This is a genomic window from Bacillus sp. JJ1773 (genome assembly GCF_036962035.1).
Taxonomy (GTDB): Bacteria; Bacillota; Bacilli; order Bacillales; family Cytobacillaceae; genus Cytobacillus.
The window spans coordinates 1-22,467 of the sequence record NZ_JBALNX010000091.1 but is presented as its reverse complement, the minus strand read 5'-3'; the positions used below and the strand labels follow the sequence as shown (position 1 = coordinate 22,467).

Below are 22,467 nucleotides of genomic sequence, written 5' to 3'. Positions count from 1 at the left end.
ATTATCATATGATATATAAACCAAAGTTGGAAAGCCTATCTTCACTTACCAAAAAAAATATACATTGGTAACTATTGCATTAAAGGTAATAGTTTGGTATACTTTTTTACTAGTTAGGTAAGCGGTGGATATAGAGGAAAATACAACCATTGGTTTATTCATTGCTAACAAAAAAAATGCACTACATAGCATGAAGGGAGAATACAAGTTTATGAAAAAGAAAGCTATTAAACTAGCAACATCAACAGCTATCGCAGCTTCAGCATTCGTTGCTGCAGCACCAGCTAACCAAGCTGATGCGGCTGTGAACGTAGATCAATTAGTTAAAGCAGCAGAAGCTACTGCTAAAGTTCTACAATGGTCAATCTCTACAGAAGGTACTGCTAACTTTGTAGACCGTCCTTACACTGCATACAATGCAGCTAAGGCAGCAAACAAAGCAGCAAAAGCAGAAGTTGCAAAATTAAAAGGTGCTGACAAAGCAGTTTATGAAGCACGCCTTTTAGATTCTGATCTTCAAATCAAACGTGCACAAGGCTACATTGATGCTCTTACTTCTGGTGAGAAAATCAAAGAAAAGCAAGCAGCATTAGATAAAGCTATCAAAGCAGCTGATCTTAAAGCTGTTCAATCAAGCTACCATGTGTTAACTGCTGAAATTCGTAAGCAAGCTGAATTACTTTACAAAGTTTACGGTCAATCTACTCGTGACGGTATCCTTAGAGAATTCAAAGCTCCTGCTGAAACATTATACAGAAGCGTTGTTAACGAAGTAACTGTACTTGATCATGCAGCTTTAGTTGCTAAATACACAGCAGAAAAAGACTTTAACAAAGCAGTTGATCATGCTGCGAAAGCAGAGTACGCTTTAGAAAATGTAAAACAATTCAAGACTGAATTAACTAAGAATTTAAATGATGTTGTGGATGCATTACCTTTAACAGTAGTGTCTGTTTCGCGTGTAGATAACACAACTGTTCAAGTTAATTTCACAAAAGCTTTAGATGTTGCTCCAGTTACTCACTTTACTTTTGATAAAGGATTAACTGTAACATCAACTAAATTAAGTGATAATAAAAAATCTGTTACATTAACAGTAACACCTTTAAAAGATGATGAAACTTATACACTATCTTATAAAGGTGAAGCTACAAAATCATTTACTACACCTAAAGCGCCTGCTTCAAATGATCCTATCTCAGGTTCTTCTGACGAAGTTAGATTAGACGTAGGACAATACCGTACGTATGTATTTAACTTAAAAGATACTGACGGTAAAGCATATTATGGTGATGTTACAGTTGAGTTAACAGAAGCTAGCATTCTAGAGATTGTTACTGTTAACGGTAAAGCTGAAAATAGTACAGCTGTTACACCTATTAACTCTACTACAACTAAAGATGGCGTTTTAACAGTTGTTGTTAAAGCTGATGCTGTTGGTGAAGCCGCACTTAAAGTTACAAATGTTAAAACTGGTGAAACTCATACTAGCGGAGACACTATTGTAATTGAAGATGTAGCTGGTGAATTCACTGATGCTTCTGTACTATCAGTAAATAATGACAAAGATTACTTCACTGCTGAAGAAGATACTACTGGCGTGGAACAAAAAGTGTCCTTTAAAAAGACAGATCTTTTCCAAGTAGAAGGAAAAGTTGTTTCTTATGATGAGTTTAAGAAAGCATTGACAAAACACGCTAAGATTACAGTAGATTATGATCCTGATAACAAAACTAACTATTTCAATATTGTTGAAAAAGTTGACATTAACGTATTAACAATTACAAATCCAGGTAAATCTAATAAAACTGTTCGTGTAAATCCTACTACTGCTCAGAAATATTATGATTTAAAAGGAACAGGAGAGCCTGGGAAATTTGTAAAAGTTACTGTAGATGGTGCAGGAACTCCATCATATGAGGAGAAAATTGGTTCAGATGGTAGATGGACAGTACGTGTTTATCTAAATGCTGGAAAAGAAAATACTTTCACTGTTGGCCAATATGACAGCAAAGCTAGCACAACTCCTATATATGTAACTGAAGATGTTACAATTTGGGAGGGAGCATTTACAGTAGCGGGTGATGTTGTAGCTGCAAATACAGGAGCACTTGACTTCGGTGAAGATATTACGTTTACTTTTAGCACAGTTACTAAAGTAACAAGTGCTAATGACTACACAGATAAAGCTACATTTGCAAGCAATGCAACAATTACTTTTGTTGATGCTAAAGGTGAAAAGTTACAATTCCAACTAGGAAAAGAAAATACAAAGATTGATTCATCTACTAACAAAACAAATGCAGTTACTATCACTTTAGGTGCACCTATTAAAGCTAATGATAAATTTGATCATTCTTCTACTATTAAGTTACACTCTATTACTGGTGTTACTAACCAAGATGGTCTATCATTAACAAATAGTACATTTAATACTTTAAACTAATAAGGAAAGTGCAAGTCACTCTCCTAAGCATGTCAAAAGCATAGCGATTAATTGCTTTAAAGCATGGTTATAAGGAAGCATCTCAAACTGGTTAAATACCAAGTTTGAGATGCTTTTTTTGTGGAAACGAAAACCCTAGGCCTAGCCTAGGGTTCTAAAAAGCTTTCAGCGTGGTATTAAAAAAACTCTCCCGTGGTGCTAAAATACAATTGGTTCGCCAACCAATTTTTCAGCATACAGAGGAGTTTAAATGTCAAAAGACACTAATAGTCTAGCACATACTACTTGGAATTGTAAGTATCACATTGTGTTCGCACCGAAGTATAGAAGACAAATAATTTATGGGAAAATAAAAAAAGACATAGATGAAATACTGAGAACACTGTGTGAAAGAAAAGGTGTAGAGATTATTGAAGCAACAGCATGTAAAGATCATGTACATATGTTAGTAAGTATACCGCCTCAGTTAAGTGTGTCCAATTTTGTAGGATATTTAAAGGGTAAAAGTAGTTTAATGATTTTTGATCGACATGCGAATTTAAAATATCGTTATAGGAACCGAAAATTTTGGTGTACAGGTTATTATGTAGACACGGTAGGAAGAAACAAGAAGGTAATAGAAGAATATATACGAAATCAAATACAAGATGATATAGTCGCAGAACAACTAAGTTTATGGAATATATTGATCCATTCACAGGTGAAGAGGTAAAGAAAAAGAAAAAAAGATAGGTAAAGGCCTTTGAGGCCTGGCCAGTATAAGTAGTACAATTGGCAAACCTTTCAGTGGCCCTTTAGGGCTTGGTCAGTAACAAAGGCTTTCAGCCGCAGAGAAAACCACCCGTTATCACGGGTGGTTTTTATTAATCGGAAAAGAATAAGTTTCCTAGCAGTTAATAGTAGACTGCCTTTAATCAAATAGGAGATTTGCAAATGCGTACTCATTTTTCCCCACCATTACTGATTTGGAAAGAGTTGGAAATTGTGGTTTTAAGTAAACCATTTATTGTATTGAAATTTACATCATTATTATCTGTAAAGATTCAAATTGGAAAGTTTAGTTGGAAGGCTACAAAGTGAGGAAGATAAATCAGAAAAAAATCAGAAATCAGAAGACAACAATCAAAAAAGTGTAAAAAAGGAGAGTTAACTATATATGCAGTTAACTCTCATCTCTTTGAGAAAATTTTCTTGGAACAAGTATGTGAAGCAGAAATAGGTAAGTTTCCTAAATCTCTTTCTTAATTCCAGCTTTAATGGAATTTCCAGTACCATCTCTAATTGTTGCTTTATTCTTTGTTTGGATTGAAATATTTCTAGATTTAAATAGCTCACTATCATTTACAGGAGAAATAAAAATTTCTCTTTTGTTGCTAGGGTTGCTTTCTATTTTATACTCACTTACAGCAACTAGTTCATTATCAATCGTTATATCAAAACTAGTTTTTCCGTTATCTAGAAGCGTAATATTTTCTGAGAATGTAAGCTTTATATTATTACCTACAAGTGCTGCAGTCAAAAGCTCAGGTTGTTTATTTTCATTAATAGTAATAGCGAGTGAGGTACTAGCCATTACATTACCTGAAGGATCTTTCACACCTGTAACTTTAAGAGTATACGTTCCAGATTTTTCAATATGACCTTCAGGTAAGGTAATAGTGACGAGTTTTTTGTCACTGCTTAAGTCAAACTGGGTATCTGCAGGTAACGATATATTATTTAATTGATAATTTGAATGTAATGTAGCTGACTCCTCTGACACTGGCTCGTTAAATGAGACTTTGAATTGACCATTTACTAATGATGCAAGGATTGTAGCCTTTGGCTTTTCCATGTCCTCTCTTTTTGTAATTGAAGTTGTAAACCATTCATTTCCATTTTGGGAGCTCGAATTATCTTTAACTGTTCCCTCATTAACATTAAAAGTATAATCCCCATCAGGAAGTAATTTTGCATCAATGATCATTTTGTTGTCATTGTTCGGCTTAAGCTTTGGTGTAAATGGGTTCCCATCTGGATCATAAGCGGTAATGTTCGCTGGTAAAGGTGTTCCAGTCTTTAATGGTTTGTCAAAAAATATATGAAACTCATTTGCCTTATTATCATAACTTGCACGTATAAGCTTAAGAGGTTCTACATCTTTCGTCAAGTTTACTGTATGATCAGTTGCCTGCCCAACATTATTAGCTAGGTCCTTATAATCCTTCACTTGTACATTCAATCGAACAGAGCTCTCGTTTGTCCCATAAACTGAAATTGGTAACTCGATATCAAACTTTGTTTTATTCCCTGAAATGTCTTTGATAGATGTAGGGCGAATGGGTGAATTGCCTTTTGTAATTACAAGATGGCTAGCAGTAAGATCAATAAGAGTTTCGTTAAATTCAATAGTGAACGTTCGCTCACCTTTTGTCTGTATACTTCTTACCACTGGGAGCGAAGTATCAGCTAAAGAGTTATAGTGAAATGTGCCGCTATACTTATTCATCGTATTTGGTGAGTAGACAACGAGATCTCTAGCACCAGTAACTACGATAGAATAGTTCTTTCCTTTTTGTAACCCTAGGCGATCAAGTTCTGCTTTTGGTATAACAGCCGTATCTGTATCATCATAAAGTGTATTAATACTAGCTGCTTTTCCATTGAGAGTAACACTTATTGGTGAGTTTGCATCAATCATTTCTGAGAATTTAATCTCAAGATTTCCCTTCGAATCAGTTGTTACGAATGTAACAGTAGGTTTAGTGTTATCAGAAAACGTAAATGAAGTGACGAAGTCGTTGCTGCCTAATGTCTCATATGCAGCTGTTTGGATATTGCGTTTCACTGTAACGGAATAAGCAGAATTAGTATAAAGCGGGTCATATAATTCTATTAGAGCAGATTTTTTATCTTCTGAAAGCTTAACATTTTTAATTGATCTGCCGCTAACAGTATAGTTGGATGTGTTTTCAGCCCCATTTGTTCCATATCCGGTAAGCATTGCTTTGTTGAAATCCACTTTTATCCGTTTTGGCTCAGCTGCGCTGATTTTTTCTACCTTTGGAGTAAGCGTTACACCTAATGAATTTAATCGATCCGTTAATCCCTTTTTAATAACAGCATTGTCTACATTATTTAAGTATTTTTTTGCCTCTGCAATATGCTTATCGGCTGTTGCAGTATTTTTAGCTGCCAATGCTTTAGCAGCTAAGTCAATTTCAATTTTCACTGTAACAGCATATTTTGCATTATCACGCACTTTTTCGGCTGCTTGTTTATACTGAGAGCGAATTAGGTCACGTGTTGTTTGACCATACACACGATCCAGAAGAATCGCTTGTTTGCGAATTTCTGTTGAAAGCTCATGATAGGCTTTCTCTGTTTGATCATTGATCGTGTTTATGTCCAGTTGATAAGCCAATGTTTGTTGTTTTTCTTTAATCTTTTCCCCGGCTGTAATGGCATCAATATACCGCATTGTACGATCGATATGAAGTTTTACTTCTTGGTCCAGTTCAGCCAAATATTTATTCTTTTGGGCTGCTGGTAACGTATTAACGGCTTTAACTGCATTGTCATAAGCTGCTTTTGCATTGTTATAAGCCGCCCAAGGACGCGACTTCCCGTCAGCCGTCCCTTCTATAGAAATCGCCCATTTTAACACAGTTCCAGCCGCTTTAGCCGTTTGGATAAGCTTATCTGCTTGGCTTACTGTAGCTGCCTCTGTTCCAGTAGAAACGGTTGACACAAAAGCGGAAGCTGCAACCACAGAAGCGCTAATTATTTTTATCGATTTCTTATTTTTCATGAATAAACCTCCTGATATGAAATAAATGGAATTTGTGGTAACATAATGAATTTGTCATATTACTATTGTAAAAGATTCTAGATAAATAGACAAAAGTTTAGTGGAAATAGTTTCATAAAAATAGATATTATTAGAACATTTTACCATTATTCTTTGAAAAGCTAGTTTTCAATAGATTTTTAATTGAATTTTATTAAGGGTAGGAAAAACCTTCCTGATACTGTAATTTTTGCTATACTATTCTAGAAGGGAGAAGATTGGATGAGAAGACAGATATTAATGCTCTTAGTGATACTGCCTCTATTCTTGTCATTTGGACAAACAAAGGGATTTGCTGAGAACCAAGGTGATTATGAAAATGAATTTGAGAGTAAAGATGGAGAAATAATCGAAGATGAAAAGGTTTATGCAAGTTTGCTTGGACCACAGGTGTTTCAAACATCAGCTTTAACTTCAGCAGCTGGTACAGATGAGCAAGGGAATCCTTATATGTATTTTGTGATGCACGGTACCCCGTCTGCTTTAGCAGTTGTGGACTTGAACAGCAATGAATTAAGGAATACATATACGCTGTCTAATTCTACAAGTGCGTGGGGACTTGATGTGGATGAAGATGGAACCGTTTGGGTTGGGGGAACAACGGACGGGAATGTATATAGCTATAATCCAAATACTGAAGAGTTTCGAGATCACGGAAATAAACTAACATTACCGAAGGATACCGCCATTCAAGATTTAGATGTAATAGACGGCGTTGTATTCGGTTCGACTGCTTACGGTGGCTCTGTATTTAAATATGATTCGTATATGGATGAGTTAGTGAACTATGGGCAAGCTTTATATAGGAAGGAATTTGCTAAGTCCATTGCCTATGATCAAGAGAACGACACCTTATATATAGGTGTGGGATCCAAGGCGGATTTAGTAAAGTTTGATTTAAAAACGAAAAAGAAAACAGCATTTCTTCCAGAAGAATATAAGAATGATAAATATGTTCGTGATATTCGTTTAATCGGAAATGAAATATATGCACGAATGGATCCATCGAATCGATTGGTTGTTTTGGATAAGGGGACTTTAGAAAAGGTTGATGAAATGGAACTGAATTCTAGAACCATTTCATTAGTGTCCCCAAACGAGGATGCCGTTTATTATTCTAAGCATAACAGCCTTTATAAGTATGATTTAATAAATAAAGAGCATATTGATTTAGGCGTTACTTTATTGACGGGAACTGAGATGCTGACACTAGATTTTGTTGAACTAAATGATGAGAATTATCCAGGGTTTACACTTGTAGGATTAATTGATAATGCTGGAAATGTATTAAAGTACAATTTAGAGACAGGTTATAACGAGATTACAAAACTTGAGTTACCACCTCAGCCAGTAACGCTATACACAATGATTCATGATGAAAAAAGAGAGCATATTTTTATAAATGGTTACATGTCCGGTGGATTAGCTATTTATAATACAAATACTAATCAATCCGTACTTCATCAGGATATTAGTCAAATTGAATCCATGACTATTATGGGGGATAAGCTATATATTGGTGCTTATCCAAAATCCCGAGTGCTAGAACTGGATCTATCTCAGCCTTGGAGTTTAACTAATCCAAGAGAGATTATGCGACTTGGTGAATTCGGCCAGGAACGTTCTACGGCTATTACCGCAGTTCCAAAACTTAATAAGGTGTTTGTCGGAACATATCCGGAAACAAGCTTAGGTGGTGGTGCGTTAGCTGTCTACGATTTAAAAGAGGATAGACAGGAAGTCTATGAAAATTATATTTACAATCAAAGTCTTGTTTCCTTCTTACATCATAAAGAATTTATTTACGGAGGCACTTCGATTCACGCAAACTACCAAGTAAATGAACGTGGAGCAAGGTTTTTCCGATTTAGACCTGATTATCCTGAGGAAAAAGAATATATTCATTTACCTTTGCATGCTAGCATGATTACAGGTTTAATAGCAGACAAAGAGGGTACAATCTGGGCAATGGCAGATGGAACATTAGTATCCTACAATCCAGATACGAAAGAAATAAGAACGAAGCAAATACTAGAGTTAATTTCAGGACGTTTCCGTAATGCGAAAATAATAGAAGGTATTGATGGGGATATCTATGGAACAGTAGAAGGAAAGCTTTTCAAGGCTGACCGGAAGACATTGGAAGTGGAAACTCTAATGGAGGAAGGGGCTTATGAGCTGGCTCAAGATTCAAAAGGAGATCTATACTTCCGTAATCAAGCAGATCTATGGAAGTATGAAATCAATCAATAATACTATGAATCAACCTATTTTTGGTAGGTTGATTTTTTTATTACTAATTTACTGGTAGGAACGAAATATCGTTTTCTATTTTTATCCTCTATAACCAAAATCATGACCAGTTGGCATATTTTTTGCATTTAATCAGGTAGAAAATTACTTTAATATATTCCTTGTAGGGGCAATTCACCAGCCTTACATAATGTTGGTATATTACAATAATAATATAAATATCTATCTAGGGGGATTTATCTTGAACAAGAAAAAAGCAATTAAAGTACTTAGTGCAACAGCAATCGCAGCATCTGCATTCGTTGCAACAGCTCCAGCTGGCGCTGACGCAGCAGCAAATGATGTTCAAACTTTAGTGAAAAAAGCTAAAGATGCTGGCACGGTTTTAAAATGGGCTATCTCTACAGAAGGTTCTGCAGATGGAAAAACTCGTCCATATGCACAATATAATGCAGCTAAAGCAGCTCGCGATGCAGCAGTTGCAGCAATCAACAAATTACCTGCTGCACAAAAAGCTGGATACCTTGCTGACATTGAGCAAAATGTAACTCTACATATTAACCGTACAATGGCTTACATCGATGCTATTACAGCTGGTGAAAAAATTACTGTTAAGAAACAAGCTCTTGAAGCACAAATCGAGAAAAACCTTATTGATGACAAGACAGAAGCTGCATACCATGCGCTATCTACTGAAATCCGTAAGCAAGCAATCCTTTTAGACCGCGTTTACGGACAATCTACACGTGATGAAATCCGTGCTCAATACAAAAAGTCTGCTGAAGCAGTACGTGACAGCGTAAAATTCGAAGTATCTGTAAAAATCGAATTAGACTTAGCGAAAAAAGCTCTTGATGCTAACAACTCAGCAGATGTAGAAAAGCACCTTGCTGAAGCTGCTAAGTATATGAAAGAAGTAAAAAATACAGCTATGAAAGCTACACTAGTAAAAACTTTAGAAGAAGTTGAAAGTCAATTAACTCCTAAAGTGAAGTCTGTTAGTGCACTTAATGCTAAACAAATCGTTGTTAATTTTACTTCTGCATTAGCTGAAGGAACAACTGAAGCACAATTAAAAGACGCTTTTATTCTAGAAAATAAAACAGATTCAGCTGCAACTCTTTCTGAAGATAGAAAATCTGTTACTTATACTTTAGATAGCACGGAAGTAACAAATGCTAAATTAACTGTAAAAGCTCTTGATACAGCTAAAAAAGCTGCAGATAACTCTGTAATTCAAACTGAAGAATTCAATACAGTATTCTCATATGATGATGTTGTAGCTCCAGCAGTTGCTAAAACAGAATTCACTCATACTTCTGATACAGCTGCAGACTTAACATTAACATTCTCTGAAGAACTATCTTCATTTGGAACTATCTCTGTAAATGGTGTACAAGTTTCTCCGAAATCAAGCGATCTAACTAAAGGAGAAGTTGTATTAGGCGATTTAGAAGTAGGTAAAACTTATACAATTGATATCGTAGGTGCAACAGATGATGCTGCTGGAAAAACAAATAGAGCAGAACATCTTACACTTTCTTTAACGGTTCCAGCTAAAGTTGTAGATTCTACTGTTCCAACGGTTGCTACATCTACAAATGGAAACAAGTTAACATTAACTTTCTCTGAAGAAGTAACTAAAGGTGCTGTTTCAATTGGTGGGACTGCAGTTGCTGCAAATGACATTACTACAACAGACAATAAAACTTTTGTAGTAGATGTTCAAAAAGCAAATAGTGGTGCATTTTTTGCTAACAATACAAACTTCTTTACTTCAGAAGTGATCGTTAAAGGATTTGCTGATAAAGCATCAACTCCAAATGAAATGAAAGAAGTTAAATTTAATTCTACATTTACTGCTGATAAAACAGCTGCTTCATTAGTAAGCGCAGAAGCAAAAGCTGATGGTAAATTAGTTCTTTCATTCAATGAAGATGTTGTTTCTCCAGCAAGCATTGCATCATTAACGGTTAAGTCAATTGATGGAATCTATCAAAGCTCAACTTCATTAACAGTAACTGCTGCAGCAAATCCTGTTGTAGATGGAAAAACAGTAACTAATAAGCTTGAACTTACTCTTGCTGCTGGAACGCAACTTGAAGTTGGCAAAACTTATGTTCTTGAGTTAGCTGCTAATAAAGTAGAAGACAACTACACAAACAAAAATGCACAAGTCATTACACTTAATGTTGTAAGACCTAAATCAGCTGATCAAGAAGCTGGAAAAGTTGTTACAACTACAATTAGTGAAGATAAAAATGTGATCACAGTAGCATTTGCTGGAACACATGCAGATGGAATGACTGATTCTGTACTATCTCCATCTAACTACACAATTGGTGGAAAAGTTCTTCCTGCAAACACAGACATTAAGTTTGTAGATAACAAAAATAAAGTGGTTATTACATTACCAGAAGGTTTTGTAACTGTTGATGGAACATTTACATTCACTGCTTCTAACTTAAAAGATGCATATGGAAACACGCTAGCTGATGGAGAAAACACAGCTCAATTAGCTTTAACTGAAAACATTGCTCCAACTGTTAATTCTGCATTAACTGTAAACGGAAGTAATGTAGCGGTTGTTAGCTTCTCTGAAGCAATTCAATCAGCTGATATCGATGCAGATACTGTATTATTTGAAGGTATCGAAGTAAAAGTTAATGGCACTTCAGCTGCATTTACACCAGCTATTGAAGGTGGTAAATTGAAAGTTACTTTAACAAACGCTGTTACTTTAACAGACAAAATTACAGTAGATTTCAAGAATGCTGAATTAACTGATGCTAATGGCAACCAAGTTAAAAACGGTGTTGCATCTAACTAATAAATAAAAGAAAGAGAGTTACCGTTACTTGCGGTAGCTCTCTTTTTCAAATTAGAAAATTAAATTACTTGTTATATTAAATCTATTAAGGGAATTTTCACAAGCTGAAACTGGTAATACAAACTATCTAATATTATTATTTAATAGGCAGAAGGTACAGGTGCTGCAGACGTTTTTACATATTGAGTATATGTCCGCTTGTTTCCTACCGTGTCTTCGCAAATAAATGTTACCTTGGTTCTACCTGCTAGTGGTCCATTGAGATTAATTGAAAACTCGTTATTTTCATTTGTATCCACTGTTGCAATCTCCTCTGAGCCAACAAGAACCGTTACAGTTCCTTTTTCATTAAGTGTACCTTCTATTACTACAGTATCATTATATATTGAATTGACTTTCAATGTAGGTGCAGCTGTGTCTTTTAATACTGTTATAACTTTAGTTGCACTTTTATTGCCTGATTCATCTTCGGCAATAATACCTAGCTTTGAACCTATTGCTAAAACCTCTTCTACCTGTATACTAAACTTTCCATCTGAATCCGTAGCACCTGAAATAAATACAGGTTCTTCAATCTTTCCGTTACGGCCAATTATATATATATTTATTGTACTAGCTTCATTTACAGAGCCAGTAAGGAAAGATGAAGTCCCGTGATAAAACGGCTCTAGTTTTACAACAACTGGAGCTGTCTTGTCTTCCACAAATACGTTTTGTTCTATTTTATTTTCAGCAAAGTCAGTGATTAATATAGTAACATAAGTACCAGCTTTTTGCTTTGGAATAGAGATTTTAAAGTTACCTAGTGCATCCGTCGATACAGGTGTTCTGTTTAAAGCAGTTTCTCCCACTTTTAACTGCACTTTTGCTTCTTCGCTAACTTTTCCAGTAACTGTAGTGGAATTATCAGCAATTGAAATCGAGATTAATTCTGGATTAATGGTATCATCTTTAATAACAATTGTGACATTATCGCTTTCTAAACCTTTGGGTTTCGCAAAGTCTTTTGCTTTTAATTCAACATTTGTATTTGTTGCTAGGCGATTGCGTAAAGTTAATGAAAAGTTTCCTTCTGCATCAGTAGTTGCAGTTGAAATTACTTTTCCGTTAACTGCGGCTGTGACCGTTGCACGTTCACTAACCTTACCTTTAATCAATTTACTTGTATTAAACACATCGAAAATACTATCTTGAATTATGATAGGTTTAGTTGCATCTTTCGCTATATAAGTTTTTTCTGTTTTGTTACCTATTGTGTCGGTTAATATGAAAGTTACTTTGGCATTTGGTAATAGTTTAGGGATTGTTACTGTAAAGGAACCATCTTTTTCAGTAATAATTGCGTCACCAACCGAATTACCGTTCACTTTTACTTCTACCGTTCCCGCCTCATCTAATTTTGCAGCGATTGTTTTTTCTCCACTATCATCAATTTCAAGAATGGCTGGTTCAACAATGACAGGTGCTTTCTTGTCTGGTACAACTGTTGATAAGGAATCTTTACTAATGTTCTCATCTTTATCGGTAGCGACAATTTTGACTTTTGTTGTACTCGCTAATTTCTCAAGTAATTCGAACTTAAATTTATTATTTGAATCTGTTGTGATAGGCTCAGCATTTAATTTTGACCAAGTTTTATTATCAGGAGAAGTAAAAATATCTATCGCAGCACTTTCACTAACTTCTCCTTCAATATAATTAGACGTGTTATAGATTGGATTTACTTTCTTGATAACTGGCGCAATCCCGTCTTTTATGGTGAAATTTATTGTTGTAATATTTGCTGGAGCAGCATTATCCGTGAGTTCAATGACCCCAGTTGTTCCTTCTGCTTGCTTTCCAATCGATATTTTGAATTTCCCATTTACATCAGTCTTACCCACATATGTCTTTCCAGAGATAGTTATCTTTATGGATGCTTCCTCAGTTACTATTCCTTCAGCAAAAGTACTAACGTTAGTAGCAATTAATTTCCCTACTAATTCAGGTTTAACCGTGTCCTGTTTGACAATTAAAGTAATTTGTTCGGAAGTCCTTAGTCCTAATTCAGCTCTAACGAAAAATTTAGTATCAGCTGTTTGTTTGGATTTTAGTTTTAGATTAAAGTTCCCAGCTTTATCAGCTGTTCCTGAAGTAATTGTCTTATTATTTATATCCTTAACCGTTACTTTTGCTCCTGGATCTGAACTGCCCTTAATGTATGGGCTACTATCAAACAATTCGTTAATCTCAAGCTTAACAGGACTTATAGATTCAATCAGTTTTTTAGCGTCAACCATTTTTTTAGAAGTAGTCATGCTCGCGCCAGTTACAGTTTTACCTGTTTTTTTAGTTAAATCAATTAATTGTTCTGGTGTAAATTTATCGTTAACTCCCATAGCTAAGGCAACAGCACCAGTAACATGTGGTGCAGCCATAGATGTACCGTCAAAATATTCATACTGCGGGTAGCCAATCGGAAATTCTGGATAGGATAAATTCACTGCTGTATGTACTCCTAGGGGAGAATCAGCATTGGCATCTATGAGATCAGCAAACATCACTTGGCTAATTTCATATTCTTCACCATTATAAATTGTTCCAGATTCCCCCATAACCGTTGAAGGTAACGGAAGTCCTTCATGAAAGAACTGAATACCAAGCGTTTGAGTTACAAGGTCACTGTATTCATTCCACCATATTGCATCTTGACCAGATAAGATAAGTTTCCCACCATTTTTTAAATATGTGTCCAATGATGATAAATCATTTTCTGTTAAAGTAGGCGTAGGCCATTCTCCATAAGCATCACCAGTGAACCAGATAACAATATCGAACCCTGTTAAATTTGGGCCATCAGTATTTGTTGCAACTGTTTTAACCTGATATTGGTATCCTAAGTCACTAAGTAATTCTTCATATATAGAAAGATATGACTGGTGAATAGTATCGGACTCATCATCCTGAACTAACAAAATATTAGAATTCGTCGTGGCATCTAAAAATTGCAATGCTTTTTGAAAAGCATCTTTTCTCTTAATAAAATTGATCATGTTTTCAAAGCCGAACCCATTAAAAATAGCTTTATAGTTTGGACCTATTATTTCAGCTGCAGCCCCAAATGAAGGCGTTTGAAATGGCACAGTACTCAGAATATCTACTCCGGGTGCCGCAATATCTACGCTCGTTCTGCCATAGTTTGAGAAAGATGCTTTATTTCCCTTGCTATCAACTGCTGAAACACTCAATATATTAGAGCTATTATAACTAGCAGGGTAATATGGAAGACTATCATTATTCTTTCCATAATTTCCAGCAGCGGCTATAAAAAGCATTTCGGAACTCTCTATAGTTTCCTTTAGAAACCAATCGTCCCCGTAACCTCCCCAACTATTATTTGAAATCTTTACACCTTTTTCCTTAGCGTAGTTAATAGCTTGAATAGCACCAAAAGTTGATCCACCTTCAGGTCCAAGAAATTTTAAAGGCATAATTTTAACATTAGGTGCAATTCCGGCGACACCTATATTGTTATTTGTAGTCGCTGAAATTGTCCCCGCAACATGTGTTCCATGCTCGTCTCCATCAATTTCATCATATACAGTATTATCATTATTGAAAAAGTCATAACCATTTAAGTCATCTATATAGCCATTCCCATCATCATCTACACCTGCTATTCCATTTGCTTCTGCCTCATTAGTCCAAATATGCTCTGCTAAATCTGGATGAGTAGTTTGCACACCTGAGTCAATTACTGCTACAATTATTTCATTCAATGGTTTTTCTTTTATCAAATTCCAAGCTTCTGGTAGATTAATATCTACATCACTTTTTCCTCTAATCTCATTAATATACTGACCTGTATTATGAAGACCCCATAATTCGTTTGAGTATGGATCATTAAAAATACTTGATGGATGATAAAGATAGTTAGGTTGTACAATTTCAATATTAGCATCATCCGATAATGTTTTTATAAAACTACTTGTTTGCTCAGTCTTAGGTACCTCTATTAAAGTAATTCCTGATGGTAATTCTTCTTTGACTTTATAGTTATGTTTTTTTAGAAGTGACGTTTTGTTTGTTCTTTTTTTGAATTTTACAAGTACTTCTCCATCAATATAAGGCTGGTTCTTCAAATTAATATTGTTATTCTTTCCTTTAAATTCCTTATACTTGTTTAAAGCTGCTGTGTTTTTATGAGTATTTTGTTCCTCATTTGCCAGTGCAGACGATGCACCTAAACTACTAAATAAACACGAAATTACAACCCAACATCCTAAACCTAATGAAGTAATTTTCCTTTTTATCCTCAAAAAGCTCATCTCCCTGATAGTAACTTTGAAATCCCAAAAAGAGTTTATCAAATAATATGTCTACAATCTAGTTAAATTTTACTATATGGGAAATTCTTAGAAAACCATCATCGGAGAAGTTTTTTCAAAACTGTGGAGTTGCTGTTGCATGAATTATAGAAAACAATTTTGAGAACAAGCTGTAGGATTGACTGCCCTATCAAGCAAATCTTCTTTTTATTAATGGAGTTCACTTAATATTCTTGATGAGAATTGATATATCTTTTGTAATCTATGGTAATATTTACATATATAAATTGTTTAAAGGTGTGGTTCAAATGTACTGCCATCAATGTGAAGAGAAACTATTGGAGGATTCTCGATTTTGTTCTCGCTGTGGTACTGAAACACATGAAGATGATATTAAAGAAGAAGCAACTGTAACTGAAACATCGATAGAAAAAGAAGAATTAAGAATTAACCACGATTGAAAGCCTAGAAGAACAAATCAACGGTTTCTAGTTCGAATAATGCCGACCTTAGTCCCAATAATAAGCGTTATTATGGTTGTTACTGGACTTAGTTATTACTATGTTCAAGAAAAGGGGATTAATAGAGAGGTACTAGGTTTTAAAGGAACAGCCGAGGAACTGGCTTTAAACAAAGATTTTGATAAGGCAATGAAACTATTGGAAAAGGCTCAATACAAACGATTAATGCAATAAGGAGTGCTACCCTTGAAATGTTTTAATATAACTTTATTTTCGACTTCTACTTATATGAATATCCCGAACTATTAAAGGTAATTCGGAATAATGTTGATACTGGTTTAGGTGGAATATTTATAATAAACGCTCGGATGATATATTGTTTTTATTGGTAAAAGTAAGGATACAGATTTATGGTTTTAAGTATGTTTCAGTAAAGTGAGGATTATAGAAGAGATGGTATCGTTCATGACCGGGATCATTGGGTTGTTAGGAATAATTACAGCCTTTCTGCTTGTTTCAACTATAATAGCGCTAATTAATAGAAATAGGAAAGCAAAAGGAACTTTTACAAAGGCAATTATTACTTTCATTATTATGTTAATCATAATATATCTAATGCCAAAAGAGATTGTAAATAAAATATCGGAAGAAGTTAACACAATTGATTCGCTAAAAGAAAACAAAAGTGAAGAACCAGAAAAACTAATTGAAAAAGAAACAACTTTAGAAACAAAAGATGGAACCTCAACAGACAAATTATTTGGTTCATTCGATGGATTTAACCCTGTATATACCCTAAATGAAGTAAGGGATGTTAGTACATCAGGGGCTAAAAGAGGAAATCTATATATAACAGTTCCGCATGAATTAAATGAAGAAATTTTGAAAAAGAACCTTCTTCATGCCGCAAAGAAATTCTATGAGCAAGAGAAACCGGATGCATTAATGGTATTTGCATATAGAGAAGGAGACGAACCTGAGAATACCTATTCAGCAGCAAAACTTGTTGTTGCACCGGATGGTGATTGGTCTAAAGCAGCGCAAAATAACTCAGTTGACCAATTAAAGTCTACTTTTGATCTATCGCCCTTATATTATAAAGTAGAAAGCAAATTAGAAGTAGGGGGTATTCGATCTTATACTTTTGAAGAAGGTGATTGGATAATTTTATATAAAACACCTCCGTTTTCTCTTGGTGAAGATGCAGTTGCTTTTGAAATAAAAATTAATAATGGGATAATCATAAATTTTGATATATTAAATTCAGAGACGCAGCGTCTAGGGTCAGTTGAAGATACTTATTATTTAGTTTCCTTTGAATATGAGAATAGGACGTATGAAGGTTGGATAAGTGAATATGATATTGATTAACTGGCAACTTAACGAAAAAATATTTAGGAATGGTTTGCCTTATAAGAAGGCTATAAAACTTTTCTCTAGGAGGATATGATATGAGTGAGCTAAAAGCTGAGGAAGTACTAGTAAATAAGAAACCGATATGGAAAAATAAAAGGGTTTTGATTATTGGAATTTTAGTAGTTTTGTTTTTGGCTTTTAAGGTAGGGAGTTCTCCAAGTGTTCCAGAAGGTATCGAAGAAGAACACTATAAAAGTGCATTATGGGTATTTCATGAGCTAAATATGGCTCTTGAAGAAAAAGAGTATCCAAGTGAAGATGTAATAAGTTGGATAAGGGATCACCGTGTAATTATTGAGGAAGATTCCTCCCTTTATACGGTAAAGGAAATAAATATAAATGAAATGCTAATGGTCATGGCTGCTGGTGTAGCCACTATGGATCAAGAACTAGCGTATAAAACCCGTGCTAGTATTGCCGAGTTATTAGAAGTAGATGAAGATTACTAAGCTACTATAAAGGTTTAAAATATCCTTTTTCGAATCTTGGCGTATAACACCGTCCTAAATAATAGTTGGCATAAAAGTGCGGTCACCAGCATTGTATAATTTACTTTGGCCGGCAGAGTGCCCAAACAAAATAGACTTAATGTTATTTACAAATTTGATGACAATCGTATTGTTTATATATAGTACTAGTAGGTATTTAGTCTAGTTGATTGCCATCTAGAATTGAGAATCTTGAAAAGCAATCAATCGGTGGCAATATCATTTTAGCTTAATAAGAAGGTGAAGATCATGATAGAAGTTTTGGTTAAATATATTAGTTTTCCAGATATAGAAGACGGGGTTTCTAGTTTTTATCATTATTCTACTGATAAAGGATGTTCAGAACCAAATAAGCCTTATACAAGTGGTTATTGTCATACTATTGCTGAAGAATTGGATGAATTAGCAGTAAAAGTTGGATTCACAACACGAAGTGAATTTGCAGCAGAGCTTCAAACGAAATATTGGAAAAACGCTTATGGTAAAGAATTGTCCCAATATGTAGGTAAAGCACTAGAATCAACAGGTATTACCTTGAATATTAATGGAACGGATATTATTTTTAAATGTCCAGAAAATGAATTTGTTCTATGGCCAGCTAAAAGGTAATAAGGAACGGAAGGAGGCACGTCTGCCGCGGGAAACCAGGGTGCCTAGTCCGTTCTTGATGCAAAAAACACTAAAGAATTAATCAATAGATAATTGTTGTATTATGTAACATTTTTTGTGAAATCTTGCTAAGTTTCGTTGGCTATTCCTTTTACTATATAAATTATAAAAAAGTAATGGTAATTTTGTTTTTAAAAAATTTGATAAAGGCAAACTTATTGAAAGATGAGGACGCAAAGCCATGGGTCTGTCGTTCAGCTTGCTATTGAACTATGATCGCAGGTTGCCAAAGTAGCTTTATATATGTAAAGTGATGGCTGCTCTCTTTATCAGAGACGGCTATTTTTGTGCAACGATTATAGAACAAGTGAATTTTGCTCGCAAAATATGGTGGTAATGCCTTCAAATAACCTAAAGTCATAAACTACTTGTGCAAGAAGCTAGGTGGGGCCATTTGCTCAAGCCCCATTTAAACAATCGTTTGATTGAACAGTCTCAATCCCTTTTCCTACATGGCTTTGAGGGAATTTAATCAAACGTTGATTGATATGTATGTTCGTATTTTTATATCAATTTAAATCAATTGACTAATATTAATAATTATTATGATATAAACTTAGGGAAGCCCGTCCTGTCAGTGCAAGAGAGCATTAATCAAACGATTGATTGAACTGTCCCAATCCCTTGTCCTGCATGGGTTTGAAGGATTTAATCAAACGTTTGATTAATATGTATGTTCGTATTGGTCTATAATATTATCATTTATAGTAAAGGTATAAAAATTGGTCCAGAAAAGGCTAGTAAGAAAGTAAGTGTAATGTAATAATCTTTGAAGTGCCTTTTTACTTTTTGATGAAAAATGATACTATTCATCGATTTAGTATTCCTGAGGGGACAAACTTTTTTACTCTCGATTTTTAAAAGAAAAAGTTCAATCAAACGTTAGTTCATAAGTGCCTCGAAATAATTTTCATAAAAAAGGTGACTAACAGTAATCGTAATGGGCTAAAGAATCAATCCTTCCGTTCCGCTAAGGCAAGTGATTGCCCTTTTTCTTTCGTTGCTTCATACGATGATCATGACCATTTATAATAAAGAATATAGAATCTCTCGTCATTTCCTCTAAATGTTCTGCTCTTTTGATTTTGCAGTTGAAGGAGGATAGTTTCGCTGGGATGGTTATGGTTTGGCCGTTACTGAACGTGATGGTTGTTTGGTTATTGAGGCTGTTTGTTCTCTTGATGTGAACGGGGTTAAACCAGGTGCACTCTTCATGTAGAGCTGATTTGGTCGGAAACAAGACAATTCTGTGGATGGGGTTGACCAGAACGGGGCAATGATGAACATTGCCCAACAGTCGCTTGGATGTTATCATAGCACCTTTTAGATCATAGCCGATGCAGCGAATGCTTTCATCAAGAATTTCTAGTGGGGATTGATCTACCATAAATGTTTTCCTAGTTTCTGTGACAAGTGTGCACATCTTTCCATTACTATCATAAAAACCTGTCATTCGTATAAACTGTTTCGTTATTCTATAGCGAGATCTCATATACAAGTGAATCGGCTCCTTTGGCAGGCAACATGCCTATTAATTTTCATACCTTCCTTTAAGTAAATCATCTTCAATTTCTTTTAGCAGTTCAGATGGGGTAATCTGCAATCCTTTTGCAAGTGAACTGATCGTGCTCAGGAGCGGCACTTGCTTATTGTTTTCTAGTAAACTGATTGTTTTTCGATCTAGCTCGTTACACTGATGGGCAAATTCCTCCTGACGTAAAAGATTTGATTTTCTTAACCTTTTCAAGGTGTGACCTATGTACTTCAAATTTAAAGTTTCCACTGATAGTCTCCTTTCTAAATCCTATTAGATTATAAAGAGACACTTTCCGCCATGCAGAGTAGTGCCCATATGTTTCTCTAAGGCAAAACTATAGTAAAATAAGTCTAGAAATTATAAATCTATCGATTGCGAAACGTTGATATATAAGGGTTATGTGGAATAAGGGATTTAGAATTCATACAAAATCAATAAATGTTACATTATTGTGAATAATCATATTTTTGGTAAAGATGCTGGCGCCACGATATTGAATTTGACTCAAGATGTTTGTAATATGTGGAGCCAGGCACCTTTGGATCTTATAATACAGTATTCACTTTTCTAAGCTTTTCCTTGGCTCCTGTTCGCCAATTTTTCACGGCAGATAAAGATACTTGTTCGATAGCAGCAATTTCGGTGACGGTCAGATCTTTCAAAAATTTATAAAGAACCCATTTTGTCTGGTTTTCAGTTAAATTTCCAGCCTGGCAATAGGAAAGAAGAATATCTTCTTCCATGGAGCAGTAGTTGAACTCATCCTCGATATATTCCCAAAACTCCTCGTTCAAAGGTGCCACTCTCTCCACATTGCGATTTGTTCTCGTCATTTCTGTAAGCAGTCTGCCCCTAATATAAGCGTAAGCAAAGCCCGTGAAGTTCCCTTTCTCTGGATCAAAACGCTCATAAGCCTCCCATAAACCGATCAGGCCAATCTGAAAAAATTCATCTTTGTTCGTGAAGATGTTTAAGGACGAAATAATTTTGTGAATCATCAAAGTATATTGACTTGAAACCTGTTCAAAGCTTTCCATTAGAATTCCCTTCAGAAAGCGCGCTTTACAGTGTATTCCCGGGTTATCTACAGCATACTTAGAAAGCATTTGACCATCGAACAGATCAAAATCCAATTTGAACGCAAAACAGGGGGTGAAAAGTCAAAAAACAGCATCAAAAAGGAACTTTGAACGCAAAATAACGATTTTGGTCCCGATTTGTGCCAAATTGAGTCGAGTGGAAGGGTCCCTTGTCTTAGTGCTTAAAGGAAAAGTCGATCATCGAATAGTTGAACAGGATCATACGTCAGGAAAACCGATTATGTCGCAGTAGAACCAAATATGATGTCTCTAAAAAGCTCGCTCATCCAGGAAGGACCGATAGATTTATCTGTATGTATTGTTACAGGAAAGTCCACTTCGTAAAGTTCTTCGAAATAGAGCTCCTGAAATTTTTTATCTAGAATTCCATAGTAATAGGCAAGGGGCTTGTTGACCTTGGCAGCTGTTTTCATTTTTCGTATGAGCTGTTTCATGGATTGAATGGCTATGGATAGCACTCTTTCCCTGTCGTTTATCCGGTTATGGCGATAAGCAGCAATGCTAGTCATTTTCCAGAATTCCTCAATGCTTTTGGCTTCAGGAAAAAAGTACTTTACCACTTGAACAAAGTCATTAGGCACACGGTCACTTGTATAGGTGTAATCGAGACACGTATCGCCCACGTTACGTTTTTTATTATTTTTATTATTAGTTTTAGAAAGATTACTAGTTTTAATAGGGGAGTCCAATTTTTCTTTCTTAGGTGGTTCACTGTTAGGAAAACGATTGAACACATAAAGGTTGCTGGACTGTGAACCGTTCTTTCTCTCCGTTTCATGGACGGTTATGATGCCAAGCTCAGTGGCTTTTGCAATCATTCTTTTGAAGGTAGAGCGGGAAATTCCGTTGCCGTTGAACTCCTCGTGGATCGCCTTTAACACCGTCCCGATTTTCGCATTACACACCCCCGGCACTTTCGCCGCAAAGCGAATAAGCCGCTTCAATCCGACAAGCTCCCCCTTGGAAAGCTTGTCCTTATGAACCGACATCCACATTTCAATATGCGTATTAAATTCTTCTAAACTCTTAAACTGTGAAAAAGACTCAAACTGTTTGATATTGCCTGATTTTAAATTCATTTAAATGCACCACCCTTTACTTGTTACATATGGATTTAGGGTGGGAAAGGAC

The 22,467-nt window shown here is 35.2% G+C and carries 16 protein-coding genes, 1 pseudogene and 1 riboswitch; of the genes and pseudogenes, 11 read left to right on the top strand and 6 right to left on the bottom strand.

The window, feature by feature from the left end; genetic code table 11:
- Nucleotides 1-124: 124 nt before the first annotated feature.
- The 3 genes and pseudogenes from V7127_RS21970 to V7127_RS21960 all read left to right on the top strand — a co-directional run bounded on the left by V7127_RS21970 (nt 125) and on the right by V7127_RS21960 (nt 3,526).
- Nucleotides 125-2,446, top strand: a complete 2,322-nt coding sequence (locus V7127_RS21970) for a hypothetical protein (protein WP_335489619.1) — start codon at nt 125-127, stop codon at nt 2,444-2,446.
- A 250-nt stretch (nt 2,447-2,696) separates the two neighbouring features.
- Nucleotides 2,697-3,178: pseudogene (gene tnpA, locus V7127_RS21965) on the top strand (IS200/IS605 family transposase).
- 201 nt (nt 3,179-3,379) lie between these two features.
- Nucleotides 3,380-3,526 (top strand): hypothetical protein, encoded by a 147-nt coding sequence (locus V7127_RS21960; RefSeq protein ID WP_335489616.1) that lies wholly within the window; start codon nt 3,380-3,382, stop codon nt 3,524-3,526.
- Between the two features lie 148 nt (nt 3,527-3,674).
- Here the strand turns inward: V7127_RS21960 and V7127_RS21955 are convergent, their stop codons facing one another.
- Nucleotides 3,675-6,236 carry an Ig-like domain-containing protein gene (locus tag V7127_RS21955; protein WP_335489613.1) on the bottom strand — a complete coding sequence of 854 codons (2,562 nt, stop codon included), beginning with the start codon at nt 6,234-6,236 and terminating at the stop codon, nt 3,675-3,677.
- 261 nt (nt 6,237-6,497) lie between these two features.
- Between V7127_RS21955 and V7127_RS21950 the strand changes: the two genes are divergently transcribed.
- Both V7127_RS21950 and V7127_RS21945 read left to right on the top strand, forming a co-directional pair.
- Nucleotides 6,498-8,528, top strand: coding sequence for a WD40 repeat domain-containing protein (locus V7127_RS21950; RefSeq protein WP_335489610.1), 2,031 nt, complete (start codon nt 6,498-6,500; stop codon nt 8,526-8,528).
- A gap of 241 nt (nt 8,529-8,769) precedes the next feature.
- A complete protein-coding gene (locus V7127_RS21945; RefSeq protein ID WP_335489607.1) occupies nt 8,770-11,358 on the top strand; it encodes a hypothetical protein in 2,589 nt (862 codons plus the stop codon).
- 140 nt (nt 11,359-11,498) lie between these two features.
- Here V7127_RS21945 and V7127_RS21940 read toward each other — a convergent pair whose 3' ends face one another.
- On the bottom strand, nt 11,499-15,656 hold the full coding sequence (locus V7127_RS21940) for a S8 family serine peptidase (RefSeq protein ID WP_335489604.1): 4,158 nt from the start codon (nt 15,654-15,656) through the stop codon (nt 11,499-11,501).
- Between the two features lie 317 nt (nt 15,657-15,973).
- Between V7127_RS21940 and V7127_RS21935 the strand changes: the two genes are divergently transcribed.
- The 5 genes from V7127_RS21935 (at nt 15,974) to V7127_RS21915 (ending at nt 18,639) form a co-directional block, all read left to right on the top strand.
- The gene (locus V7127_RS21935) at nt 15,974-16,126 is read left to right on the top strand and encodes a zinc-ribbon domain-containing protein (protein ID WP_335353608.1); all 153 of its coding nucleotides are present in this window, start codon (nt 15,974-15,976) and stop codon (nt 16,124-16,126) included.
- 39 nt (nt 16,127-16,165) lie between these two features.
- On the top strand, nt 16,166-16,360 hold the full coding sequence (locus tag V7127_RS21930; protein WP_335353609.1) for a hypothetical protein: 195 nt from the start codon (nt 16,166-16,168) through the stop codon (nt 16,358-16,360).
- Between the two features lie 201 nt (nt 16,361-16,561).
- Entirely contained in the window at nt 16,562-17,497 is a 936-nt protein-coding gene (locus tag V7127_RS21925; RefSeq protein ID WP_335489600.1) for a hypothetical protein, read from the top strand.
- Nucleotides 17,498-17,577: 80 nt separating this feature from the next.
- Complete coding sequence (locus V7127_RS21920; RefSeq protein WP_335353611.1) at nt 17,578-17,991, top strand: hypothetical protein; 414 nt, start codon at nt 17,578-17,580, stop codon at nt 17,989-17,991.
- Nucleotides 17,992-18,279: 288 nt separating this feature from the next.
- Nucleotides 18,280-18,639 carry a hypothetical protein gene (locus V7127_RS21915; protein WP_335353612.1) on the top strand — a complete coding sequence of 120 codons (360 nt, stop codon included), beginning with the start codon at nt 18,280-18,282 and terminating at the stop codon, nt 18,637-18,639.
- Nucleotides 18,640-18,837: 198 nt separating this feature from the next.
- Nucleotides 18,838-18,930: riboswitch (cyclic di-GMP riboswitch) on the top strand.
- A gap of 739 nt (nt 18,931-19,669) precedes the next feature.
- Here the strand turns inward: V7127_RS21915 and V7127_RS21910 are convergent.
- From V7127_RS21910 to V7127_RS21900, 3 genes are all read right to left on the bottom strand, one after another.
- The gene (locus tag V7127_RS21910; protein ID WP_335353616.1) at nt 19,670-20,191 is read right to left on the bottom strand and encodes a competence protein ComK; all 522 of its coding nucleotides are present in this window, start codon (nt 20,189-20,191) and stop codon (nt 19,670-19,672) included.
- Between the two features lie 39 nt (nt 20,192-20,230).
- A complete protein-coding gene (locus V7127_RS21905; protein ID WP_335353613.1) occupies nt 20,231-20,482 on the bottom strand; it encodes a helix-turn-helix domain-containing protein in 252 nt (83 codons plus the stop codon).
- Nucleotides 20,483-20,781: 299 nt separating this feature from the next.
- On the bottom strand, nt 20,782-21,273 hold the full coding sequence (locus V7127_RS21900) for a sigma-70 family RNA polymerase sigma factor (protein WP_335353614.1): 492 nt from the start codon (nt 21,271-21,273) through the stop codon (nt 20,782-20,784).
- Between the two features lie 115 nt (nt 21,274-21,388).
- Here V7127_RS21900 and V7127_RS21895 point away from each other — a divergent pair, with 115 nt between their 5' ends.
- On the top strand, nt 21,389-21,568 hold the full coding sequence (locus tag V7127_RS21895; RefSeq protein WP_335489597.1) for a hypothetical protein: 180 nt from the start codon (nt 21,389-21,391) through the stop codon (nt 21,566-21,568).
- On the opposite strand, the gene V7127_RS21890 is transcribed toward V7127_RS21895, so the two are convergent.
- Entirely contained in the window at nt 21,555-22,415 is an 861-nt protein-coding gene (locus tag V7127_RS21890) for a hypothetical protein (protein ID WP_335353615.1), read from the bottom strand. The two genes, V7127_RS21895 and V7127_RS21890, sit on opposite strands and share 14 nt — an antisense overlap.
- Between the last annotated feature and the right edge of the window lie 52 nt (nt 22,416-22,467).

What these genes read in the sequence shown, in the direction of transcription:
- V7127_RS21955 (WP_335489613.1), bottom strand. Translation starts at nt 6,236, where the DNA reads ATGAAAAATAAGAAATCGATAAAAATAATTAGCGCTTCTGTGGTTGCA.
- V7127_RS21960 (WP_335489616.1), top strand. Translation starts at nt 3,380, where the DNA reads ATGCGTACTCATTTTTCCCCACCATTACTGATTTGGAAAGAGTTGGAA.
- V7127_RS21935 (WP_335353608.1), top strand. Translation starts at nt 15,974, where the DNA reads ATGTACTGCCATCAATGTGAAGAGAAACTATTGGAGGATTCTCGATTT.
- V7127_RS21920 (WP_335353611.1), top strand. Translation starts at nt 17,578, where the DNA reads ATGAGTGAGCTAAAAGCTGAGGAAGTACTAGTAAATAAGAAACCGATA.
- V7127_RS21890 (WP_335353615.1), bottom strand. Translation starts at nt 22,415, where the DNA reads ATGAATTTAAAATCAGGCAATATCAAACAGTTTGAGTCTTTTTCACAG.
- V7127_RS21915 (WP_335353612.1), top strand. Translation starts at nt 18,280, where the DNA reads ATGATAGAAGTTTTGGTTAAATATATTAGTTTTCCAGATATAGAAGAC.
- V7127_RS21910 (WP_335353616.1), bottom strand. Translation starts at nt 20,191, where the DNA reads ATGAGATCTCGCTATAGAATAACGAAACAGTTTATACGAATGACAGGT.
- V7127_RS21930 (WP_335353609.1), top strand. Translation starts at nt 16,166, where the DNA reads ATGCCGACCTTAGTCCCAATAATAAGCGTTATTATGGTTGTTACTGGA.
- V7127_RS21950 (WP_335489610.1), top strand. Translation starts at nt 6,498, where the DNA reads ATGAGAAGACAGATATTAATGCTCTTAGTGATACTGCCTCTATTCTTG.
- V7127_RS21900 (WP_335353614.1), bottom strand. Translation starts at nt 21,273, where the DNA reads ATGGAAAGCTTTGAACAGGTTTCAAGTCAATATACTTTGATGATTCAC.